Here is a 16,299-nt window from a genome sequence, read left to right on the forward strand (position 1 = left end):
TGCGCCTCCTGATCGAGCGCATCGAACGCCTCGAAGAGGAAAAGAAGGGCATCGGAGACGATATCAAGGACGTTTACAGCGAAGCCAAGTCGACAGGCTATGACGCCAAGATCATGCGCCAGATCGTTCGTCTGCGGAAGATGAAGCCCGACGATCGTCGCGAGATGGAAGCCGTGCTGGAAACGTACAAGAACGCTCTCGGCATCGATTGATCCCGTTTTCCGGGCAGGTGCGGAACCGCCAACCTGCCCGGCCATTGCGATCCTGTAATTTCAACAGGATCGCGCCATGAACCAGACCGCCACCGTCCGCCCGCCAATCCATGAGGATGGCCTTCCCGGCAGCGAAGCTGAGCTCGACCCCAAGCCCGAATGGCAACCGCGATACCCCGGCTCGGGCAGGCTCAAAGGCAAGGTCGCCATTATTACCGGCGCTGACAGCGGCATCGGTCGCGCCGTTGCAGTGCTGTTCGCGCGTGAAGGCGCAAAGGTTGCCATCGCCTATCTCAGCGAAGAAGAAGACGCCCACAAGACAGGCGATCTTTGCGAAGCCGAAGGTGTCGAGACACTACTTTTCGCCGGAGATCTCGGCGACCCCGAAGTGGCCCACGCGCTGGTCGATCTTGTCATCGGCGAATGGGGTCAGATCGATATCCTCGTGAATAATGCCGGTGAACAGCACCCCGACAAAGACATTCGCGATATTACGACAGCCCAACTCCAGCGCACCTTCCAGACGAACATCTTTTCGATGTTCTACATGGTGCAGGCAGCACGACCGCACATGGAAGCGGGCGCAACCATCATCAATTGCACGTCGATCACGATGTATCAGGGATCAAAGGAATTGCTGGATTATTCCAGCACCAAAGGTGCGATTACCGCATTCACCCGATCACTGTCGGAAAATCTGGTTGGCGATGGCATCCGCGTCAACGCGGTCGCCCCCGGACCGATCTGGACGCCACTCAACCCCTGTGGCGGGGCGAGTCCGGAGAAACTCGAACACTTCGGCGAAAGCACGCCGATGGGCCGTCCCGGCCAGCCCAACGAGGTTGCACCGTGTTTCCTGTTTCTGGCGTGCGAAGATTCCTCTTATATGTCCGGCCAGGTGCTACACCCCAATGGTGGGACGGTGGTGGGAAGCTGACTTTACCGCATCGCCCAACCTGCTAGGCTTCGGTAATGCTCATCACCACCACCAGCCTCGTCGAAGGCCGTCCGGTCCAGCGCCATCTTGGCATCGTCACCGGTGAAGTGATTCTCGGCGCAAACATCGTCCGCGATATCTTTGCATCGATCACCGACATATTCGGCGGTCGCTCAGGGAAATATGAGGAAGTTCTGGCACGCGGACGCGATCAGGCCTTGCGTGAACTGGAAGACAAAGCCCGCGCGCTGGGCGCAAATGCCGTGATCGGCGTGGACATAGACTACGAAACCATCGGCGCGCGCGGATCGATGCTGATGGTCAGTGTTACCGGCACGGCGGTGGTGCTCTAACTGGTTGCAAGCGCCGCCGTAAGCATGATCGCGTTTGACGCGATGTGATTGAGGATTGCCGCAAGCAAGCCCAGGCGGACGCGCATGTGGGCCAGCATCAGCCCGGTCCAGAATTGCGGCAAGACCATCGGTACGACGACCCAGGTCACCTGCGGGTAGTTGAACACGTGCATCAGCGCGAAAGCCATCGTGCCGCCATAGAACAGCCACGGAAATGCGCGAACAAACCACTCTGGTGCCGCGCGTTCATGCCGCGTGCGCCACCAGGCCACCACCGCTGCGATCAGGGTCAGCACTATGATCGCACCCGCGATCAGCACATCGCCCCTGCCGAAGGCAAAGAACAGCGCTAGCCCCGCAATCAGCACTGCCATTAGCCACAATGCCGCCGGTCGCCCGCTCATCCAGCCCCGAAAGAACAGTTCTTCAAGCACCGGAGCCAACAGCACTGCGCCACCCCACAGCGCCAGCGGGCTCATGCCATCAAAGGCATTGGGCGATGGCAGATCGAACGCCTTCTGCCACAGCAGGATGAGGGGCATCACCACCAGGCCCAGCACGGCAATCTGCAATATGGCCAGCACTAACCAGCGCACGATGGCGCCATCGGCGTTCAGGCCTTCAGCCTGTATCAGGCGCGGATTGCGGAGAAAGACGACGAGTTCGATCAGCGTTGAGCGCAGCATCCGCGCTTCATGCCGCCAAAATCGGCATTGTGCCACATAGATTGCCGGGAGGGCTTGTCTCGGCTAGGGGCACTGACAGACTCATACCCCGCAAGAAGACGGATCATGGCAGGCCATTCCAAATTCAAGAACATCATGCACCGCAAGGGCGCGCAGGACAAAAAGCGTTCGGCACAGTTCTCCAAGCTCAGCCGCGAAATCACCGTGGCAGCCAAGATGGGGATGCCCGATCCTGACATGAACCCGCGCCTGCGCGCTGCTGTCAACGCGGCCAAGGCCCAGTCCATGCCGAAGGACAACATCGCCCGCGCGATCGACAAGGCGTCAAAGGGTGATGGTGAGAACTACGAAGAAGTGCGCTACGAAGGCTATGGCCCGGGTGGCGTTGCCGTGATCGTCGAAGCGCTGACCGACAATCGCAACCGCACCGCGACGAACGTGCGCACCGCCTTTTCCAAGAACGGCGGCAACCTTGGTGCATCGGGCGCGGTCAGCCACGGCTTCGAACGCCTTGGCCTGATCGAATATCCGGGCAAGGTGGGTGACGAAGAAAAGGTTCTTGAAGCCGCAATCGAAGCTGGCGCCGATGACGTCGAATCCGACATGGGCGATGGCGATGAAAATCCCGGCAGCCACCAGATCTGGGTTGCGGTGGAAAACCTGCACGAAGTCGCTCGCGAACTCGAAAAGGTTCTGGGCGAAGCTGAAGGCGTAAAGCTGGCATGGCGCCCCAACATGAAGACCGAAGTATCGGCAGACGATGCAGCAACTCTGCTCAAGCTGATCGACGTGCTGGACGATGACGATGATGTCCAGACCGTCTGGGGGAACTACGAAATTCCCGATGAGGTGATGGAAAAGCTGGGTTAATCCGACGGATGTGGCAACTGGCCGCCAAGGCGCTACTCTCAGGCGTCCTGATCGCGGCCATTGCCGAGATTGGCAAACGCCTGCCCACTATGGGCGCGCTGGTCGCCTCGTTGCCTCTTGTTTCGGTGCTGGGCATGATCCTGTTATGGCACGCCCGGCCCGACGCCGAAAACATGGCCGTCCACGCAGAGGCGACGTTCTGGTACGTCTTGCCCAGCTTGCCCATGTTCCTGCTGATCGCCGTGCTTTTGCGCAATGGCGTGCCCTTCTGGGCTGCGCTTATCGCGGGCAGCGTGCTGACGGTTGTGCTTTATATTGCAATGACTCAGGTCGGCACGCGCATCGGGCTGAAGCTTTAACGTGATCGTGCGCGCATGATCATCCTCGGCATCGACCCCGGCCTTACCTGCACGGGCTGGGGCATCGTCTCCAAGTCCGGCAGCAGGCTCAGCCACGTGGCCAATGGCCAGATCCGCACCAATGCCAAGGCCACTATGGCCGAACGCCTCGTCGAACTCGATGCCGCACTCGCTGCAGTGATCGATATCTACAAGCCCGACAGCGGCGCGGTTGAAGAAGTGTTCGTCAACGTGAACCCGCAATCGACGCTCAAGCTTGGCCAAGCGCGCGGTGTGGCGATGGTTGCTGTTGCTCGTGCGGGAATTCCGGTGGCGGAATACCCCACAAAGGTGATCAAGAAGGCGCTGGTCGGCACCGGCGGAGCAGAAAAGCAGCAGATCCAGCACATGCTGAAAATCCTTCTGCCCGGCGTTCAGCTTGCTGGCGAAGACGCCTCCGATGCGCTGGCTGTGGCGATCACGCACGCCAACATGCTTGGCAGCCATCGTTAACGGGTAATCTCAGAACGCGAAAAAGGGCGGCTCCCCCCGGAGGCCGCCCTTCCCGTTCACCCGCCGCAGCGGGCGATAAATCCAATCAGACCTGCTTCACCTTGCCGAACCGGCGACGTGCTACCAGCCCCGCTGCAGCCGCGCCGAACAGGATGATCATCGACGGTTCGGGCACTTCGGTGCCACCATTGGTCGTACCGCCGTTCGTGGTTCCGCCGTTGGTCGTGCCGCCGGACGTCGAAGTCGATGAAGAGGTGGACGATGAAGTCGAACTGCTGGTGCTGCTCGATGTCGAGGAAGAAGTAGACGAAGAGGTTGACGAACTGGACGTGACATTGCCCGACGAGGTCGATGTCGATGAACTGCTGGTCACATTCCCTGAAGATGTGCTGACATTGCCCGACGATGTAGATGTCGAAGAGCTACTGGTCACGTTGCCGGACGACGTGCTGACGTTACCGCTGGAAGTCGAGACATTGCCGCTCGACGAAGACACATTGCCCGAAGACGAGCTGACATTACCCGAAGAGGTCGACGAGGACGTCGAGACACCACCCGTCGAAGTGGAAACACCGCCAGTGGAAGTCGAGGTCGAAACGCCTCCGGTCGATGTGGATACGCCGCCAGTGGTTGACGATGTCGAACCACCCGAACTCGACGTGGAGCCACCCGAAGTGGAGGTGGAACCCGTGCTGGTGGACGAAATTACCACGCTGCCACCGCCACTGCTGCCGCCACCGCCGCCGAAGAAGCCTCCGAAGAAGCCGCCGCCGAAGCCGCCAAGGCCGCCGCCACCGATTACTACCGGCACGCCACCGCCGCCACCGCCAGCCATCTGCTGCGGCGGCATTGGCGGCATGTAAGGCACGGGCACCATCGCCATCTGCTGAGCCGGTTCGCAAGTCCGCGTGGTTGTCGTGGTCACCACGCGGCGGGCGCGATGCACCTCGCGCGGAGCGGCGCGGCGGGCAACCACCCGCTTGGCAGGCTTTGCCTTCTTGACCTTGACCGGCTTCACGTGATGGATTTCACCTTTCGAAGGTGCCTCCGATACGTGGACCGCACCACCGCCGAGCATCGCCCCGCCTGCTGCTGCTGCCGCCAGTTTTGCCAATGCCATCCGAACCGACATGATCGTTGCTTTCGTTTTCCCTGAGAAAGCCGACTAGCAGAAGCGGGTTAACGCCATGCCTTGCTTTCCTGACAGGTCGATCAACGCAGATGGTATCTCCAAGGGCAATGCCGTTAACCCCGTTCCCCCAACTGAATCTGCCCGAAAATGGGACCGCAACGCGCAGCCGGTTAACTCTGTGCCAGTTTGGGACCGAATAGGGCCGGAGTCTTTCACACCCGACGCTCAACCGCGCACAACAGCGGCTCAGTCTCCCGAATCGAACAGTCCCGGCGATTGGCCATTCGGCGGCGTGAGTCCCAGGTGCTGCCAGCCTCGGTCGTTCAGGCAGCGCCCACGCGCGGTTCGGGCGATGAGACCCAATTGGATCAGGTACGGTTCGATCACTTCCTCGATCGTGTCGCGCGGTTCGGAAAGGCCCGCCGCCAGCGTTTCCACGCCTACCGGCCCGCCCTTATAGATATCCGCGATCATCATCAGATAGCGCCGGTCCTGCAGATCCAGCCCGATCTGGTCGATTTCGAGCCGGGTAAGCGAATTGTCGGCGATGCCTTGCGTAATCTTGCCTGAGCCGGCCACCTGCGCAAAATCGCGCACACGGCGCAGCAGCCGCCCGGCCACGCGCGGCGTCCCGCGTGATCGGCGCGCGATTTCTGTCGCCCCGCCCTTGTCGATGCCGATGCCCAGCAACGATGCCCCCCGCGCCACCACACGCTCCAGTTCATCAACCGAATAGAACTGCAACCGAACCGGAATGCCAAAGCGGTCGCGCAATGGTGTTTGCAGCAAGCCCTGCCGCGTCGTCGCCCCGATCAGCGTGAACGGCGGCAGATCGATCCGCACCGAACGGGCAGACGGGCCTTCACCGATCATCAGATCGAGCGCGCGGTCCTCCATCGCCGGATAGAGCACTTCCTCTACAACGGGATTGAGCCGGTGAATCTCATCAATGAACAGCACATCGCCATGTTCGAGATTGGTCAGCAACGCTGCCAGATCCCCTGCCTTGGCGATCACCGGGCCAGACGTGGCACGGAAGTTCACCCCCAGCTCGCGCGCGATGATCTGCGCCAGCGTCGTCTTCCCCAGCCCCGGCGGCCCGAAGAACAGCACATGATCCATCGCCTCGCGCCGCATCTTGGCGCTTTCGATAAACACCTGCAGATTGTCCTTGGCCGCCGCCTGCCCCACGAACTCTGCCAAAGTCTTTGGCCGAAGCGCGGCGTCCTGATCATCGACCATGCGTTCAGACGTCAGGAGAGGATTGTCGGTCATGCTATCCCGCCGCCCGCTTCAACGCCACGCGCACCAGATCGTTCAGCCCCGCATCCTCGCCCAGATCCTTCACCGCCGCCGCCACCGCGCTGCTTGCGACGGCAGGTTTGAAACCAAGGTTCTGCAAGGCCGAAACTGCGTCGGCAGCGGCGTTGCCCGGTGGCGGAGCGAAGACCTCTCCTTCCACACCGGCTGGCGACACATAGCCGGCAAGCCCGCCTGCCTTGTCCTTCAGTTCATTGACGATGCGGCTGGCCAGCTTCGGCCCCACGCCGTTCGCCCGCGCCACCATTGCGCTATCGCCCTGTGCGCAGGCGCGCTGCAGTTCTTCCACCGACAACGCCGAAAGGATCGCCAGCGCAACCTTGCTGCCCACCCCCTGCACCGCCGTCAGCAGCCGAAACCATGCGCGCTCCCCTGCACTGGTGAAGCCGATCAGACGCTGGTCGGTTTCGCTCACCTGCATTTCGGTGTGGATCACCACCCGATCGCCCCGGATGCCAAGATGGCTGAGCGTCTTGACCGAGCAATGCACGAGATACCCAACGCCGCCCACATCGATCACGGCCCAATCGGGGCCAGTGTCATCAAGAATGCCAGTGAGCTTTGCGATCATGGTTTGTTCCTATGCACGGGCAGCCTTGCCAGCGCAATAGCAGCCGCGCCATGCCAGCTCTTCGTGCGTTTACAGTTGCATCGAAAACAGCGGAAAAAGATCAATCGACTTATCAAACGCTTGCGCCGCATTTTGAATGCAACAAGCAGGCCAATCCATCCAACCAGGCCGCACTGCTTCTGGTGATGTATTTCGAAACTGACACCTTCCTTGCGCAGCCCGCATCTGGCGCTGGCTGCCTATCAGACAGGGGAGAGTTTTACGATGAGCGACACCGCACTGGCAGACGCCGCGTTGCAATACGATGGCAGCGCGCCACCGCTGCTTGCAAAAGCGTCATACGATCTGATCACCCGCACATCTGTCGTTCGTGATGCTTCGCAAACGAAGCAGATCGTCATGCCGTTTCAACACTGGGTCGCGCTTGAACATTCTGGCGGGCGCCCCGTCCTCATCCCGGCCACGCCCTGTTCCGCCTTTTTGGGGATCGTGCTGGGCGATGGCCGCCAGATCATGAACGCCGATCACACGCTGCAACCCTATGTCAATCACGATGCCCCTTCGCTTCTGCTGTGGGACGTGACCGAAACCTATTGCTGGCATCAGGTGGAAAAGGCGACCGGGTACACCGATACCATGAAGGCATCCATGCAGGAGACGTTCGTCACCTCGACGAGTTCGATGAGCGAATTTTCCAAGACCGTCGATCGCAGCGTTTCAGCCACGGCATCGGCATCCGGCTTTGGCTTTTCGGCCGAAGTCACCGGATCGCTGTCTGATTCGATCACCCACGGCATCACCACGCAAAGCCAGATCGAAAACGAAACCCAGAAGGCGACCGAGGTCTCTTACGAAGGCGGGTACACCTACACCCGCTGGCACAAGGTGCTTGAAGTCACCATCACGCCAAAGGCAACCCCGGCAGACAATGGATGGTATCCGCTCAGTCAGGAGCAGATGGCCGCGGTGCTGCCGCCCCCGATGACCTGCCGCATCCTCGTCAGCGACTATCCCGACAAGTGCCTTACCGCCAATCTGGTGAAATGACGTTCGGGTCCGGGCGGGCTCAGCCGCCGCTCGCCCGGTCCATGAGGTCCATGAAATCGCGCGCCGCATCGCGATCCGCCGCATCCTTGAACGCCACGTCCAGATCGGGCGCGCGGCCCAGCATGTGCAGCAGGGTCCACAAGGCAAAACGCCGTGCCCGGTCCTTCTCCAGCCCGAAATCCACCAGCATCTTCTCCACCCCCGCATCAAGCGCGGCGGGCGTGACAGCGGCAGGATCGTCGGTGCCGAAATAGCGGCGGAGCTGGTCGTCGAGTTCCATGATGGGGCTATAGTCAGAAAAGCGGTACGCTGTCCCGGTCAATGATCGCGGCAAATTCCGGCGATACGCTGCGATAGTGCACCAGATCGACTTTCCACGGCAACGGCGATTCATCGAATGCTTCGCGCAAAAGCGCCAGCAGGGAGAGCGGCAGAGCCTCACGGCCTTGCAGCGCCAGATCAAGATCCGACCATGCCTTGGGAATGCCGCTTGCACGACTGCCAAATACGCGGACTGACACGCCTTCGGGCAAGCAGTGCGACAGAATCTCCCGCACCTGCATCAGCTCGTCCGGCGCAAGCCTCAGGGCATCAGTCACGCCCGCGCTTCCAGACGGGCAAGCAACCCCTGCGCCTCGGCCAGAAACGCCGGGATCGCCGCCACGACCTGCAAGGCCTTTGCTTCGTCATAGGTGTGCGAGGTGATGTTGCGCATTTCGCGGAACATGCGCCAATCGGCCCATTCGCCTTGCACCAGACCCTGCTCCACCCCGGTGCGGATCAACGTGGGGAAAGTCAGCCGGTCAATCTCCTCAGGATTGGCCGAAGCCTCCTCCAGCGCCCGCCGCAGCATCTTGTGGACCAAGTCATAGGTGAACTCGAACCGCTTGATCAGCCCATCCCGAATCTGCGCATCGCTCTCGTCAGCAAGGAACCGGGCCAGCCCCTCGTCAAGACGGGCGACGGCTTTTGCGAGGGGGGAGAAGTCCAGAGCCATGATGTCGGCATTTGCCATCATTACAGGGCAGTCGGCAAGGGCTCCCCTTCTTCCCCCCCTCCCGCAAACGGGAGGGGCCGGGGGTGGGCCTTCGCCGAAAGGCGAACAACTCCCACCATTCCTGCACGATCCCGAATTGCCCCAATTCCGCAAACCCGCAACCCTGCCCCGATGCGAGAGTTCAAACCCCGCAACACCCAACGCGCCCGCACCTTGCGCCGTGAAGCAACGCCAATGGAGCGCAAGCTCTGGCGCTATCTTTCCGGCAGCGCACTGGGCGCAAAGTTCAGCCGCCAGATGCCCGTCGGCCCCTACTTCGCCGATTTCCTCTGCCGCGAACTGATGATTGTCGTGGAACTGGATGGCCACAGCCATGATCTGCGCCCGGACCACGATGCCTTGCGCGATCGCTGGATGACAGACGCTGGCTATCAGGTGCTGCGCTTTACCAATGCCGATGTGCAGGGGCACGTTGAAGGCGTAGTGACTGCCATCCGCCTGGCCGTGGATGCGCAGCGTTCGGCGCGATCCGGCTGACGCCGGAAGCCCACCCCTAACCCCTCCCGCCTGCGGGAGGGGGACAAAAACACCGCCACCCCACCAGACCCCCTCCTTCTTCACCCCTCCCGCAAGCGGGAGGGGCCGGGGGGTGGGCCGTCCGGCATGTCAAACAATGCTAACGCCAATATAGTGGCACTCCTCAAGTTAAGTATACTGCCCCTGAAATCAGGCAAATCCATATCAATCCGAAAACAAAGGCTTGATATCTGCACGCCTTCCCAAGTTCTGCCACAACATTGGATGTATAACACACCAAGTATTTTCATTTATTTCTTCAGAAGATATTGAAGGCTTTGATATAAAGGAGAATTGTGTTTTCGAATTTTCTTGAGTTCTCACCCCAAGAATGCCCATTCTGTAAAGCAAAGAGGTTACTTTTGACAAAAAGATGTCACGACTTTGATCGGAATTCTCATCAAAATGGCGCTTGGCAAACAACACGACGGATGATGTATCGCCGTCAAAATCAACACAAAGTTGCATTGCGAGGGAATCAACAACTTCCGATGGAACAGAAGCTAACCTAAACGTCGCCGAAAGCTTCCGGTTACCGAGAAACCCTATAAGATGATTCACGCACGGGATGTAGTCTCGCCACTCATCAACAAGGGCCTGCCTCCTATCCTTTGAGTAATCAAGTTCGACTGAACGAATATCTTTCAGAGTTATTTTCGATTTACCGCCACACCTTTCAAATATCATATTAAAATATGCAAGAATATCACGCGGCCTCAGCATAGTTCTTTCACATATATATCCAAAGTATTCTGCAGATCTTCGGCCATCTTCAAATAGATCCCTTAACGAAACTTGGTCGTTTGTGTATCTCCTTTGAAACAAATTTCCAACTCGGCGATTAATGAGATTCTGCAATTCAAAAGGCTTCCAAGTAAGCCTCTGGCTATGATCTTTGAACTTGTCTCTTTGAAATCCAGCTGTGCTCGAGTTTTCAAGAACAATGTCTAAAAGATCATCCCTCATCGCGATAACAATTTTCACATTTTTGATTTTCCTAAATTTCGGAATTGCATTAATCAATGCCTCTATTAGCTTTATTCTAACGCGATCATCGGCCCACTGACGGTCCAAATCATCTATAATCAGAATAACTTTTCTCTTTCTATCAGTAAAAATATCCTCATCCAATATTTCAATTATTCTTGCCAACTCCCTCATTTGGATAGAGCTTGTAATGCTTTGAGCTTTTGACACAAGCTCACGCGTCTCATTTCGCCCGATGGTCTCACCTCGCTTATACTTAGCGCTCACGGATTTATAATTTGCGCCAAATTCTTTTTCTACTTGCTTTTCAAACTCGTCAGTTATTTGCTTTACTCTTTCATCGGTATCCGACCAAAAATCTCCACCGTATTTCTGAAGGTATTCGAAAGCCTTTTTCTTTCCTGTGTTATCGGCAATTAAGCTCGTGAGCTTTTCAAGAAAGCCCCTAAGCTTTTGCGAATTTTCGAGTTTTTCGTGAAACTTTAGCAATTCAACAACCAAAACATGTCGCCATAGTTGCTGATAAAATATGGATAAATCAAAGCTATTTTCTGTAAGAAACTTAAGAAGCCAAGAGTCGGCCAAATATCCTAGGGAGAGGTTTTCAGGATGCAATTCTATTACATCGTCATTGCTCTCCTTAATTTTCCGCATTATCGCAGATTTTCCACCGCCAGTTCTTCCGATTATAACAGACGTTGAACTTGTCTCCGAGAGCAAGCGGTCAATAAATCCTGTATCAACGAAACATTCCGAAAAGTACTCATCATCATCTTCCGCTGAAGCTTTTCCCAAGTCGGCGTAGCGTGGAATTATAACGTTCGACATAAGTATCCTGAAAAAGCGCGAGGGAGCAGAGCCCCTCGCGTCAGCATTTTGCTAATTCCCTAACTCCGCGGCTCACCTCACTCCGCCGCAATCCCAGCGCCGCCGAACATATCCACCTCAACCTCAACCGGCGCTTCCACATTCGCTGCCGACTTGGCGGTGCGGCGCTTGTCGAAGCTGGTCCAAACGGTGTTCCAGTCGCCGCGCGTCGCGGCTTTCGAATATTCCGTCGCGCGGGTTTCGAAGAAGTTGGCGTGTTCCACGCCGTTCAGCAGCGGGGCGAGCCACGGCAGGGGGTGGTCTTCGATCATGTAGATCGGCTGGAAGCCAAGCTGGCCCAGGCGCCAGTCGGCGATGTAGCGGATGTAGCGCTTGATGTCCTTGGCGCTCATGCCCGGCACGGGGCCTTGTTCGAAGGCCAGATCGATGAAGGCATCTTCCAGCCGCACGGTCTTCTGGCAGCAGTCGATGATGTCTTCCTTCACCGCCTTGGTCAGGCAGCCGCGTTCCTTCACGAAGGCGTGGAACAGGCGGGTGATGCCTTCGCAGTGCAGCGATTCATCGCGGACCGACCAGCTGACGATCTGGCCCATGCCCTTCATCTTGTTGAAGCGCGGGAAGTTCATCAGCATGGCGAAGCTGGCGAACAGCTGCAGCCCTTCGGTAAAGCCGCCGAACATGGCGAGCGTGCGGGCGATATCCTCGTCCGTGTCCACGCCGAACTGCTGCAGGTAATCGTGCTTGGCCTTCAGCTCCTCATACTCAAGGAACATGCCATATTCGCTTTCGGGCATCCCGATGGTGTCAAGCAAGTGGCTGTAGGCCGCGATGTGCACCGTTTCCATGTTCGAAAACGCCGTGAGCATCATCTTGATCTCGGTCGGCTTGAACACGCGACCGTACTGTTCGTGGTAGCAGTTCTGCACTTCCACGTCGGCCTGCGTGAAGAAGCGGAATATCTGAGTCAGCAGGTTGCGCTCATGCTCGGAAATCTTCTGCGCCCAGTCGCGGCAGTCCTCGCCCAGCGGCACTTCTTCGGGCAGCCAGTGCACCTGCTGCTGGCGCTTCCAGAATTCATAGGCCCACGGATATTCGAAGGGCTTGTACGTCGGGCGGGCTTCAAGAAGGGGCATGGGCTTGTCCTGTGCTGATTCTTTTAATGTAAGGTCTGGCGGCCTGCGGCGAAAGGCGGGCGGGGGCCTTGGCCGGGGATAGTGAAGGGGTTTTCCACCGCCGGAAATCGTGCGCTTTGGGGCAGGTCGGCTCGGCCCGGCGCGTGTGCTGCGCAGGCTGGCGCTATGCTGCGATGCCGGGCGGAACGGGCAATGGTGGTGGCGGTTAAGGGGGCATGGCGGCGCAGTGTGGCGCACGCCCTATAACCAACTGAAACCACAGGAGAATTGTCATGGGCGAATATGAGCCGAACGACTCGCGCAACGTCACGGGCGCGAATATCCAGCACCCCGGCCAGCAGGAGCAGTTCCAGCAGGGCAGCGGCCAGATGGGCGGCGGTTCCGGCACTGATCAGGACATGCGCAGAGCTATCCGCGAACACATGGAAGTGATCGGCGCTGACGGCACGCACATCGGCACCGTCGACGGTATCGAAGGCGATCGGATCAAGCTGACCAAAAAGGATTCCGGCGCGGGCTTCGAAGGTGGAACCCATGAGGGCCACCATCATTACCTCTCGTGCGGGCTGGTCGCCGGTGTGGAAGGCGATCGCGTCCGCCTTTCGGCCAATGGCGACACGGCTTGGGGCATGTTGGAAGAGAAATAGGTCCGGGCGGCAGGCGCGATTTTCGCGCAGCTCCGCTCCGGGCTGCACGAACGTCCCGCCCCCTTCGGGACCAGGCTGCGCCACGCGGCCGGGAGACGCCTCGCTGAAAAGCGGGGCGTTCTTCTTTTTGTTCAGGGTGCGCCCCTGACATCCGTCAGGGGCTTGCGGCTCCGGCCCGCGCCCCCGGCCCGGCCACCCAGAGGATACCTTGAAGGTAGCCGAGCCGGGGGCGCGAGCCGAAGCCGCACTAGATGTTACTTCCAGAACCAGCCGGGTTTCAGGCTGCGATCCTTGCGGTTCTTCCACATCGAGAAATACATCCACAGGCCCGAAATGCTGAAGAACAGCAGCGCGAGGCCCGTCATCAGCGAGATCGCCGTGCCCACCGGCCCGAATTCCTCGCCCGAATGCAAGTGATGGAACCAGCCGACCAGCGATTTCATGCCGCCCGGAGGCGCCTTGGGCCGACACATCATCGTTTCGGGGCAGACGAAGCCCTGCGGTGCCGGAGGCGGCCCGGCAGCCTCGCCTGCGGGCCAAAGCGCGGTCACATGGCTGGCGACGCCCGTAAAGGCCATCCACAGCATGAACACGCCAAAAAACACCGTGATCCAGCGGTGCCACTTGCGCATCATCAATTCCTTCCGTTCCCGGCGCCCCGCCTGCAGCACAGGCAAAGGTCACCCCCATTTGCGTCCGAGCCGGGATCGCACCAGACGCACGCAAATGGCCGAACGGCATGACACCGCGCAAGCCGCGAAATGTCGCGGGGTGTATCGAAATCAATGGCTCCGGCAGCCGGGAAGGCGTCTCGAGACGCGCGGAGGCTACCGGAACCGTCATGGCAGGGGCAGAAGCTACCGGCGCGCCATCACTGGCAGGCCAGACATTCCTCGTAATCCGTTTCTGCCGTGGCGAGTTCGATCTTCGGTGCGGCAGAGGTGTTGTCCGCCTCCACGCCACCGGCAAAGCCTGCCCGCTGGACCGACTTCGAACGCAAATAATAGAGCGACTTGATGCCCTTCTCCCACGCCTGGAAGTGCAGCATCATCAGATCCCACTTGTCTACGTCTGCCGGGATATAGAGGTTCAGCGACTGGGCCTGATCGATGAAAGGCGTGCGATCTGCGGCAAATTCCAGCAGCCAGCGCTGGTCGATCTCGAAGCTGGTCTTGTAGATCGCCTTTTCATCGGGGCTGAGGAAATCGAGGTGCTGCACCGATCCGCCGTGCTCAAGGATCGAGTTCCACACATTGGTGGAATCCTTGCTCTTTTCGGCCAGCAGCTTCTGCAGGTACGGGTTCTTCACCACGAACGAGCCGGACAGCGTTTTGTGCGTGTAGATGTTCGCCGGGATCGGTTCGATACAGGCAGAGGTGCCGCCGCAGATGATGCTGATCGAAGCGGTCGGCGCGATTGCCATCTTGCACGAAAAGCGCTGCATCACGCCCATGTCCGCCGCATCCGGGCACGGCCCGCGTTCCTGCGCCAGCATCAGCGAAGCCTCGTCGGCCTTGGCTGCCACGTGCTTGAACATCTTGAGGTTCCACGCCTTGGCCATCGCGGATTCAAAGCCGATGCCCTTCATCTGCAGGAACGAATGGAAGCCCATCACGCCCATGCCGACCGAGCGTTCACGCGCGGCGGAATACTTCGCGCGGGCCATTTCGCTGGGCGCGCGGTCGATATAGTCCTGCAGCACGTTGTCGAGGAAGCGCAGCACATCTTCGACAAAGCGCTTGTCGCCGTTCCATTCGTCCCACGTTTCAAGGTTGAGCGAGGACAGGCAGCACACCGCCGTGCGATCGTTGCCCAGATGGTCGCGACCCGTGGGCAGGGTGATTTCCGAACAGAGGTTCGATGTCGAAACCTTCAAGCCCAGATCGCGGTGATGCTTGGGCATCATGCGGTTCACCGTGTCGTTGAACACGATATAGGGTTCGCCCGTGGCAAGGCGGGTTTCAACCAGCTTCTGGAACAGCGAACGCGCATCCACGGTGCTGCGGATCGAACCGTCCTTGGGGCTGCGCAGGTGGAATTCGGCGCCATCGCGCACCGCTTCCATGAATTCATCGGTCAGCAGCACGCCGTGATGCAGGTTCAGCGCCTTGCGGTTGAAGTCACCGCTCGGCTTGCGGATTTCAAGGAACTCCTCGATTTCCGGGTGCGACACATCGAGATAGCACGCTGCCGAACCACGGCGCAGCGAACCCTGGCTGATCGCCAGCGTCAGGCTGTCCATCACGCGCACGAAGGGGATGATGCCGCTGGTCTTGCCGTTCAGGCCCACCGATTCACCGATGCCGCGCACCTTGCCCCAATAGGTGCCGATGCCGCCGCCGCGCGATGCCAGCCACACGTTCTCGTTCCAGGTGGCAACGATGCCTTCAAGGCTGTCATCCACCGAGTTCAGATAGCACGAGATCGGCAGGCCGCGCCCGGTGCCGCCGTTCGAAAGCACCGGCGTTGCGGGCATGAACCACAGCTTCGAGATGTAGTCGTAAAGGCGCTGGGCGTGTTCCTGATCGTCGGCATAGGCATCGGCCACGCGCGCGAACAGATCCTGATACTTTTCGCCCGGCAGCAGATAGCGGTCGTCCAGCGTATCCTTGCCGAAATCGGTCAGGCGCGCATCGCGGCTGTCATCGGTCACGATAGTGAAGCGGCGCGGATTGACCTTCTTGGAATCACTGACCGGTGCCGCCGCTGCAGCCATCGCAGCAGCCATGCCGGCCACCAGCGCATCGCTGCCAGCATCCTTGGTGTTCATGTCCATTGCCTTCGCCTCGCCGGTCGATTCCGGGGTGGCTTCCGAGGCCGATGCCGGAGCGCCTGCCAGCGCCAGTTCGTCTTGCGCAACCACGGAGCCGTCTCCAGTCCTGAAATCCACGTCGCAACCCCTGTTTTCGCATCCCGACACATGGGCCGGGCGATCAATCCATAATCGAATCGGGAGCGCATCCCAACCTTACAGGAAGCGGAACGAAAGTGGAACAATCTTGTCCCGCACCCGCTTCGCTCCGAAATCCAAAATCGCGGCCCCATTTGCCCTTCGCACCGGCAACGCACTGCCATTGCGCGAAAAACACGCCCAAGCGCCCTAAACTAGGTTTAGAGGTCCCCCTGAAGCCTGACCACAACCCATAGTGCCT

21 protein-coding genes are annotated in these 16,299 nt (G+C 59.2%); 10 read left to right on the forward strand and 11 right to left on the reverse strand.

Annotation, left to right across the window (positions count from 1 at the left end):
• The 3 genes from ACOVQ0_RS09650 to ACOVQ0_RS09660 form a co-directional block, all read left to right on the forward strand.
• The coding region (locus ACOVQ0_RS09650) for a DUF2312 domain-containing protein (protein WP_421883525.1) at nucleotides 1-212 on the forward strand (212 nt) is incomplete at its 5' end.
• Nucleotides 213-288: 76 nt separating this feature from the next.
• Nucleotides 289-1,149 (forward strand): SDR family oxidoreductase, encoded by an 861-nt coding sequence (locus ACOVQ0_RS09655; protein WP_421883527.1) that lies wholly within the window; start codon nucleotides 289-291, stop codon nucleotides 1,147-1,149.
• Nucleotides 1,150-1,184: 35 nt separating this feature from the next.
• The gene (locus tag ACOVQ0_RS09660; protein WP_421883529.1) at nucleotides 1,185-1,502 is read left to right on the forward strand and encodes a YbjQ family protein; all 318 of its coding nucleotides are present in this window, start codon (nucleotides 1,185-1,187) and stop codon (nucleotides 1,500-1,502) included.
• Here ACOVQ0_RS09660 and ACOVQ0_RS09665 read toward each other — a convergent pair.
• The gene (locus ACOVQ0_RS09665; protein WP_421883532.1) at nucleotides 1,499-2,188 is read right to left on the reverse strand and encodes a type II CAAX prenyl endopeptidase Rce1 family protein; all 690 of its coding nucleotides are present in this window, start codon (nucleotides 2,186-2,188) and stop codon (nucleotides 1,499-1,501) included. The two genes, ACOVQ0_RS09660 and ACOVQ0_RS09665, sit on opposite strands and share 4 nt — an antisense overlap.
• 105 nt (nucleotides 2,189-2,293) lie before the next feature.
• On the opposite strand from ACOVQ0_RS09665, the gene ACOVQ0_RS09670 reads away from it, so the two are divergent.
• The 3 genes from ACOVQ0_RS09670 to ruvC are packed head-to-tail and all read left to right on the forward strand — an operon-like array spanning nucleotide 2,294 to nucleotide 3,909.
• Nucleotides 2,294-3,058 (forward strand): YebC/PmpR family DNA-binding transcriptional regulator, encoded by a 765-nt coding sequence (locus tag ACOVQ0_RS09670; protein WP_168851253.1) that lies wholly within the window; start codon nucleotides 2,294-2,296, stop codon nucleotides 3,056-3,058.
• An 8-nt stretch (nucleotides 3,059-3,066) separates the two neighbouring features.
• Nucleotides 3,067-3,417, forward strand: coding sequence for a DUF3147 family protein (locus tag ACOVQ0_RS09675; RefSeq protein WP_421883535.1), 351 nt, complete (start codon nucleotides 3,067-3,069; stop codon nucleotides 3,415-3,417).
• A 15-nt stretch (nucleotides 3,418-3,432) separates the two neighbouring features.
• Nucleotides 3,433-3,909 (forward strand): crossover junction endodeoxyribonuclease RuvC, encoded by a 477-nt coding sequence (gene ruvC / locus ACOVQ0_RS09680; protein ID WP_421883537.1) that lies wholly within the window; start codon nucleotides 3,433-3,435, stop codon nucleotides 3,907-3,909.
• Nucleotides 3,910-3,994: 85 nt separating this feature from the next.
• On the opposite strand, the gene ACOVQ0_RS09685 is transcribed toward ruvC, so the two are convergent.
• Nucleotides 3,995-4,084: a PEP-CTERM sorting domain-containing protein gene (locus tag ACOVQ0_RS09685; RefSeq protein WP_421883540.1), complete on the reverse strand. Its 90-nt coding sequence runs from the start codon at nucleotides 4,082-4,084 to the stop codon at nucleotides 3,995-3,997.
• Nucleotides 4,085-4,088: 4 nt separating this feature from the next.
• Here ACOVQ0_RS09685 and ACOVQ0_RS09690 point away from each other — a divergent pair, with 4 nt between their 5' ends.
• Nucleotides 4,089-4,772 (forward strand): hypothetical protein, encoded by a 684-nt coding sequence (locus ACOVQ0_RS09690; protein ID WP_421883543.1) that lies wholly within the window; start codon nucleotides 4,089-4,091, stop codon nucleotides 4,770-4,772.
• 515 nt (nucleotides 4,773-5,287) lie between these two features.
• On the opposite strand, the gene ruvB is transcribed toward ACOVQ0_RS09690, so the two are convergent.
• Together ruvB and ruvA are read right to left on the reverse strand one after the other, a co-directional pair.
• A complete protein-coding gene (gene ruvB, locus ACOVQ0_RS09695; RefSeq protein WP_421883546.1) occupies nucleotides 5,288-6,316 on the reverse strand; it encodes a Holliday junction branch migration DNA helicase RuvB in 1,029 nt (342 codons plus the stop codon).
• A 1-nt stretch (nucleotide 6,317) separates the two neighbouring features.
• Nucleotides 6,318-6,932 carry a Holliday junction branch migration protein RuvA gene (gene ruvA / locus ACOVQ0_RS09700; protein ID WP_421883549.1) on the reverse strand — a complete coding sequence of 205 codons (615 nt, stop codon included), beginning with the start codon at nucleotides 6,930-6,932 and terminating at the stop codon, nucleotides 6,318-6,320.
• A 264-nt stretch (nucleotides 6,933-7,196) separates the two neighbouring features.
• On the opposite strand from ruvA, the gene ACOVQ0_RS09705 reads away from it, so the two are divergent.
• Nucleotides 7,197-7,979, forward strand: coding sequence for a hypothetical protein (locus tag ACOVQ0_RS09705; protein ID WP_421883551.1), 783 nt, complete (start codon nucleotides 7,197-7,199; stop codon nucleotides 7,977-7,979).
• A gap of 19 nt (nucleotides 7,980-7,998) precedes the next feature.
• On the opposite strand, the gene ACOVQ0_RS09710 is transcribed toward ACOVQ0_RS09705, so the two are convergent.
• The 3 genes from ACOVQ0_RS09710 to ACOVQ0_RS09720 are packed head-to-tail and all read right to left on the reverse strand — an operon-like array spanning nucleotide 7,999 to nucleotide 8,997.
• Nucleotides 7,999-8,259: a hypothetical protein gene (locus ACOVQ0_RS09710; protein WP_421883554.1), complete on the reverse strand. Its 261-nt coding sequence runs from the start codon at nucleotides 8,257-8,259 to the stop codon at nucleotides 7,999-8,001.
• 13 nt (nucleotides 8,260-8,272) lie between these two features.
• On the reverse strand, nucleotides 8,273-8,578 hold the full coding sequence (locus ACOVQ0_RS09715; protein WP_421883557.1) for a nucleotidyltransferase family protein: 306 nt from the start codon (nucleotides 8,576-8,578) through the stop codon (nucleotides 8,273-8,275).
• Complete coding sequence (locus ACOVQ0_RS09720; RefSeq protein ID WP_421883560.1) at nucleotides 8,575-8,997, reverse strand: nucleotidyltransferase substrate binding protein; 423 nt, start codon at nucleotides 8,995-8,997, stop codon at nucleotides 8,575-8,577. The genes ACOVQ0_RS09715 and ACOVQ0_RS09720 overlap by 4 nt, the downstream gene beginning before the upstream one ends.
• 150 nt (nucleotides 8,998-9,147) lie before the next feature.
• On the opposite strand from ACOVQ0_RS09720, the gene ACOVQ0_RS09725 reads away from it, so the two are divergent.
• The gene (locus tag ACOVQ0_RS09725) at nucleotides 9,148-9,513 is read left to right on the forward strand and encodes an endonuclease domain-containing protein (RefSeq protein WP_421883563.1); all 366 of its coding nucleotides are present in this window, start codon (nucleotides 9,148-9,150) and stop codon (nucleotides 9,511-9,513) included.
• Nucleotides 9,514-9,717: 204 nt separating this feature from the next.
• On the opposite strand, the gene ACOVQ0_RS09730 is transcribed toward ACOVQ0_RS09725, so the two are convergent.
• Together ACOVQ0_RS09730 and ACOVQ0_RS09735 are read right to left on the reverse strand one after the other, a co-directional pair.
• Nucleotides 9,718-11,334, reverse strand: coding sequence for a P-loop ATPase, Sll1717 family (locus tag ACOVQ0_RS09730; RefSeq protein ID WP_421883566.1), 1,617 nt, complete (start codon nucleotides 11,332-11,334; stop codon nucleotides 9,718-9,720).
• Between the two features lie 110 nt (nucleotides 11,335-11,444).
• Nucleotides 11,445-12,500, reverse strand: a complete 1,056-nt coding sequence (locus ACOVQ0_RS09735) for a ribonucleotide-diphosphate reductase subunit beta (RefSeq protein WP_421883568.1) — start codon at nucleotides 12,498-12,500, stop codon at nucleotides 11,445-11,447.
• 398 nt (nucleotides 12,501-12,898) lie between these two features.
• Here ACOVQ0_RS09735 and ACOVQ0_RS09740 point away from each other — a divergent pair, with 398 nt between their 5' ends.
• Entirely contained in the window at nucleotides 12,899-13,147 is a 249-nt protein-coding gene (locus tag ACOVQ0_RS09740) for a DUF2171 domain-containing protein (RefSeq protein ID WP_421883642.1), read from the forward strand.
• A gap of 254 nt (nucleotides 13,148-13,401) precedes the next feature.
• On the opposite strand, the gene ACOVQ0_RS09745 is transcribed toward ACOVQ0_RS09740, so the two are convergent.
• Together ACOVQ0_RS09745 and ACOVQ0_RS09750 are read right to left on the reverse strand one after the other, a co-directional pair.
• Nucleotides 13,402-13,818 (reverse strand): PepSY domain-containing protein, encoded by a 417-nt coding sequence (locus tag ACOVQ0_RS09745; protein ID WP_421883571.1) that lies wholly within the window; start codon nucleotides 13,816-13,818, stop codon nucleotides 13,402-13,404.
• A gap of 200 nt (nucleotides 13,819-14,018) precedes the next feature.
• Nucleotides 14,019-16,037 carry a ribonucleoside-diphosphate reductase subunit alpha gene (locus tag ACOVQ0_RS09750; protein WP_421883574.1) on the reverse strand — a complete coding sequence of 673 codons (2,019 nt, stop codon included), beginning with the start codon at nucleotides 16,035-16,037 and terminating at the stop codon, nucleotides 14,019-14,021.
• Nucleotides 16,038-16,299: the final 262 nt, after the last annotated feature.

The organism is Novosphingobium sp., assembly GCF_049240505.1.
GTDB lineage: Bacteria > Pseudomonadota > Alphaproteobacteria > Sphingomonadales > Sphingomonadaceae > Novosphingobium.

What these genes read in the sequence shown, in the direction of transcription:
- ACOVQ0_RS09655 (WP_421883527.1), top strand. Translation starts at nt 289, where the DNA reads ATGAACCAGACCGCCACCGTCCGCCCGCCAATCCATGAGGATGGCCTT.
- ACOVQ0_RS09660 (WP_421883529.1), top strand. Translation starts at nt 1,185, where the DNA reads ATGCTCATCACCACCACCAGCCTCGTCGAAGGCCGTCCGGTCCAGCGC.
- ACOVQ0_RS09665 (WP_421883532.1), bottom strand. Translation starts at nt 2,188, where the DNA reads ATGCTGCGCTCAACGCTGATCGAACTCGTCGTCTTTCTCCGCAATCCG.
- ACOVQ0_RS09670 (WP_168851253.1), top strand. Translation starts at nt 2,294, where the DNA reads ATGGCAGGCCATTCCAAATTCAAGAACATCATGCACCGCAAGGGCGCG.
- ACOVQ0_RS09675 (WP_421883535.1), top strand. Translation starts at nt 3,067, where the DNA reads ATGTGGCAACTGGCCGCCAAGGCGCTACTCTCAGGCGTCCTGATCGCG.
- ruvC (WP_421883537.1), top strand. Translation starts at nt 3,433, where the DNA reads ATGATCATCCTCGGCATCGACCCCGGCCTTACCTGCACGGGCTGGGGC.
- ruvB (WP_421883546.1), bottom strand. Translation starts at nt 6,316, where the DNA reads ATGACCGACAATCCTCTCCTGACGTCTGAACGCATGGTCGATGATCAG.
- ruvA (WP_421883549.1), bottom strand. Translation starts at nt 6,932, where the DNA reads ATGATCGCAAAGCTCACTGGCATTCTTGATGACACTGGCCCCGATTGG.
- ACOVQ0_RS09705 (WP_421883551.1), top strand. Translation starts at nt 7,197, where the DNA reads ATGAGCGACACCGCACTGGCAGACGCCGCGTTGCAATACGATGGCAGC.
- ACOVQ0_RS09710 (WP_421883554.1), bottom strand. Translation starts at nt 8,259, where the DNA reads ATGGAACTCGACGACCAGCTCCGCCGCTATTTCGGCACCGACGATCCT.
- ACOVQ0_RS09720 (WP_421883560.1), bottom strand. Translation starts at nt 8,997, where the DNA reads ATGATGGCAAATGCCGACATCATGGCTCTGGACTTCTCCCCCCTCGCA.
- ACOVQ0_RS09725 (WP_421883563.1), top strand. Translation starts at nt 9,148, where the DNA reads ATGCGAGAGTTCAAACCCCGCAACACCCAACGCGCCCGCACCTTGCGC.
- ACOVQ0_RS09735 (WP_421883568.1), bottom strand. Translation starts at nt 12,500, where the DNA reads ATGCCCCTTCTTGAAGCCCGCCCGACGTACAAGCCCTTCGAATATCCG.
- ACOVQ0_RS09740 (WP_421883642.1), top strand. Translation starts at nt 12,899, where the DNA reads ATGCGCAGAGCTATCCGCGAACACATGGAAGTGATCGGCGCTGACGGC.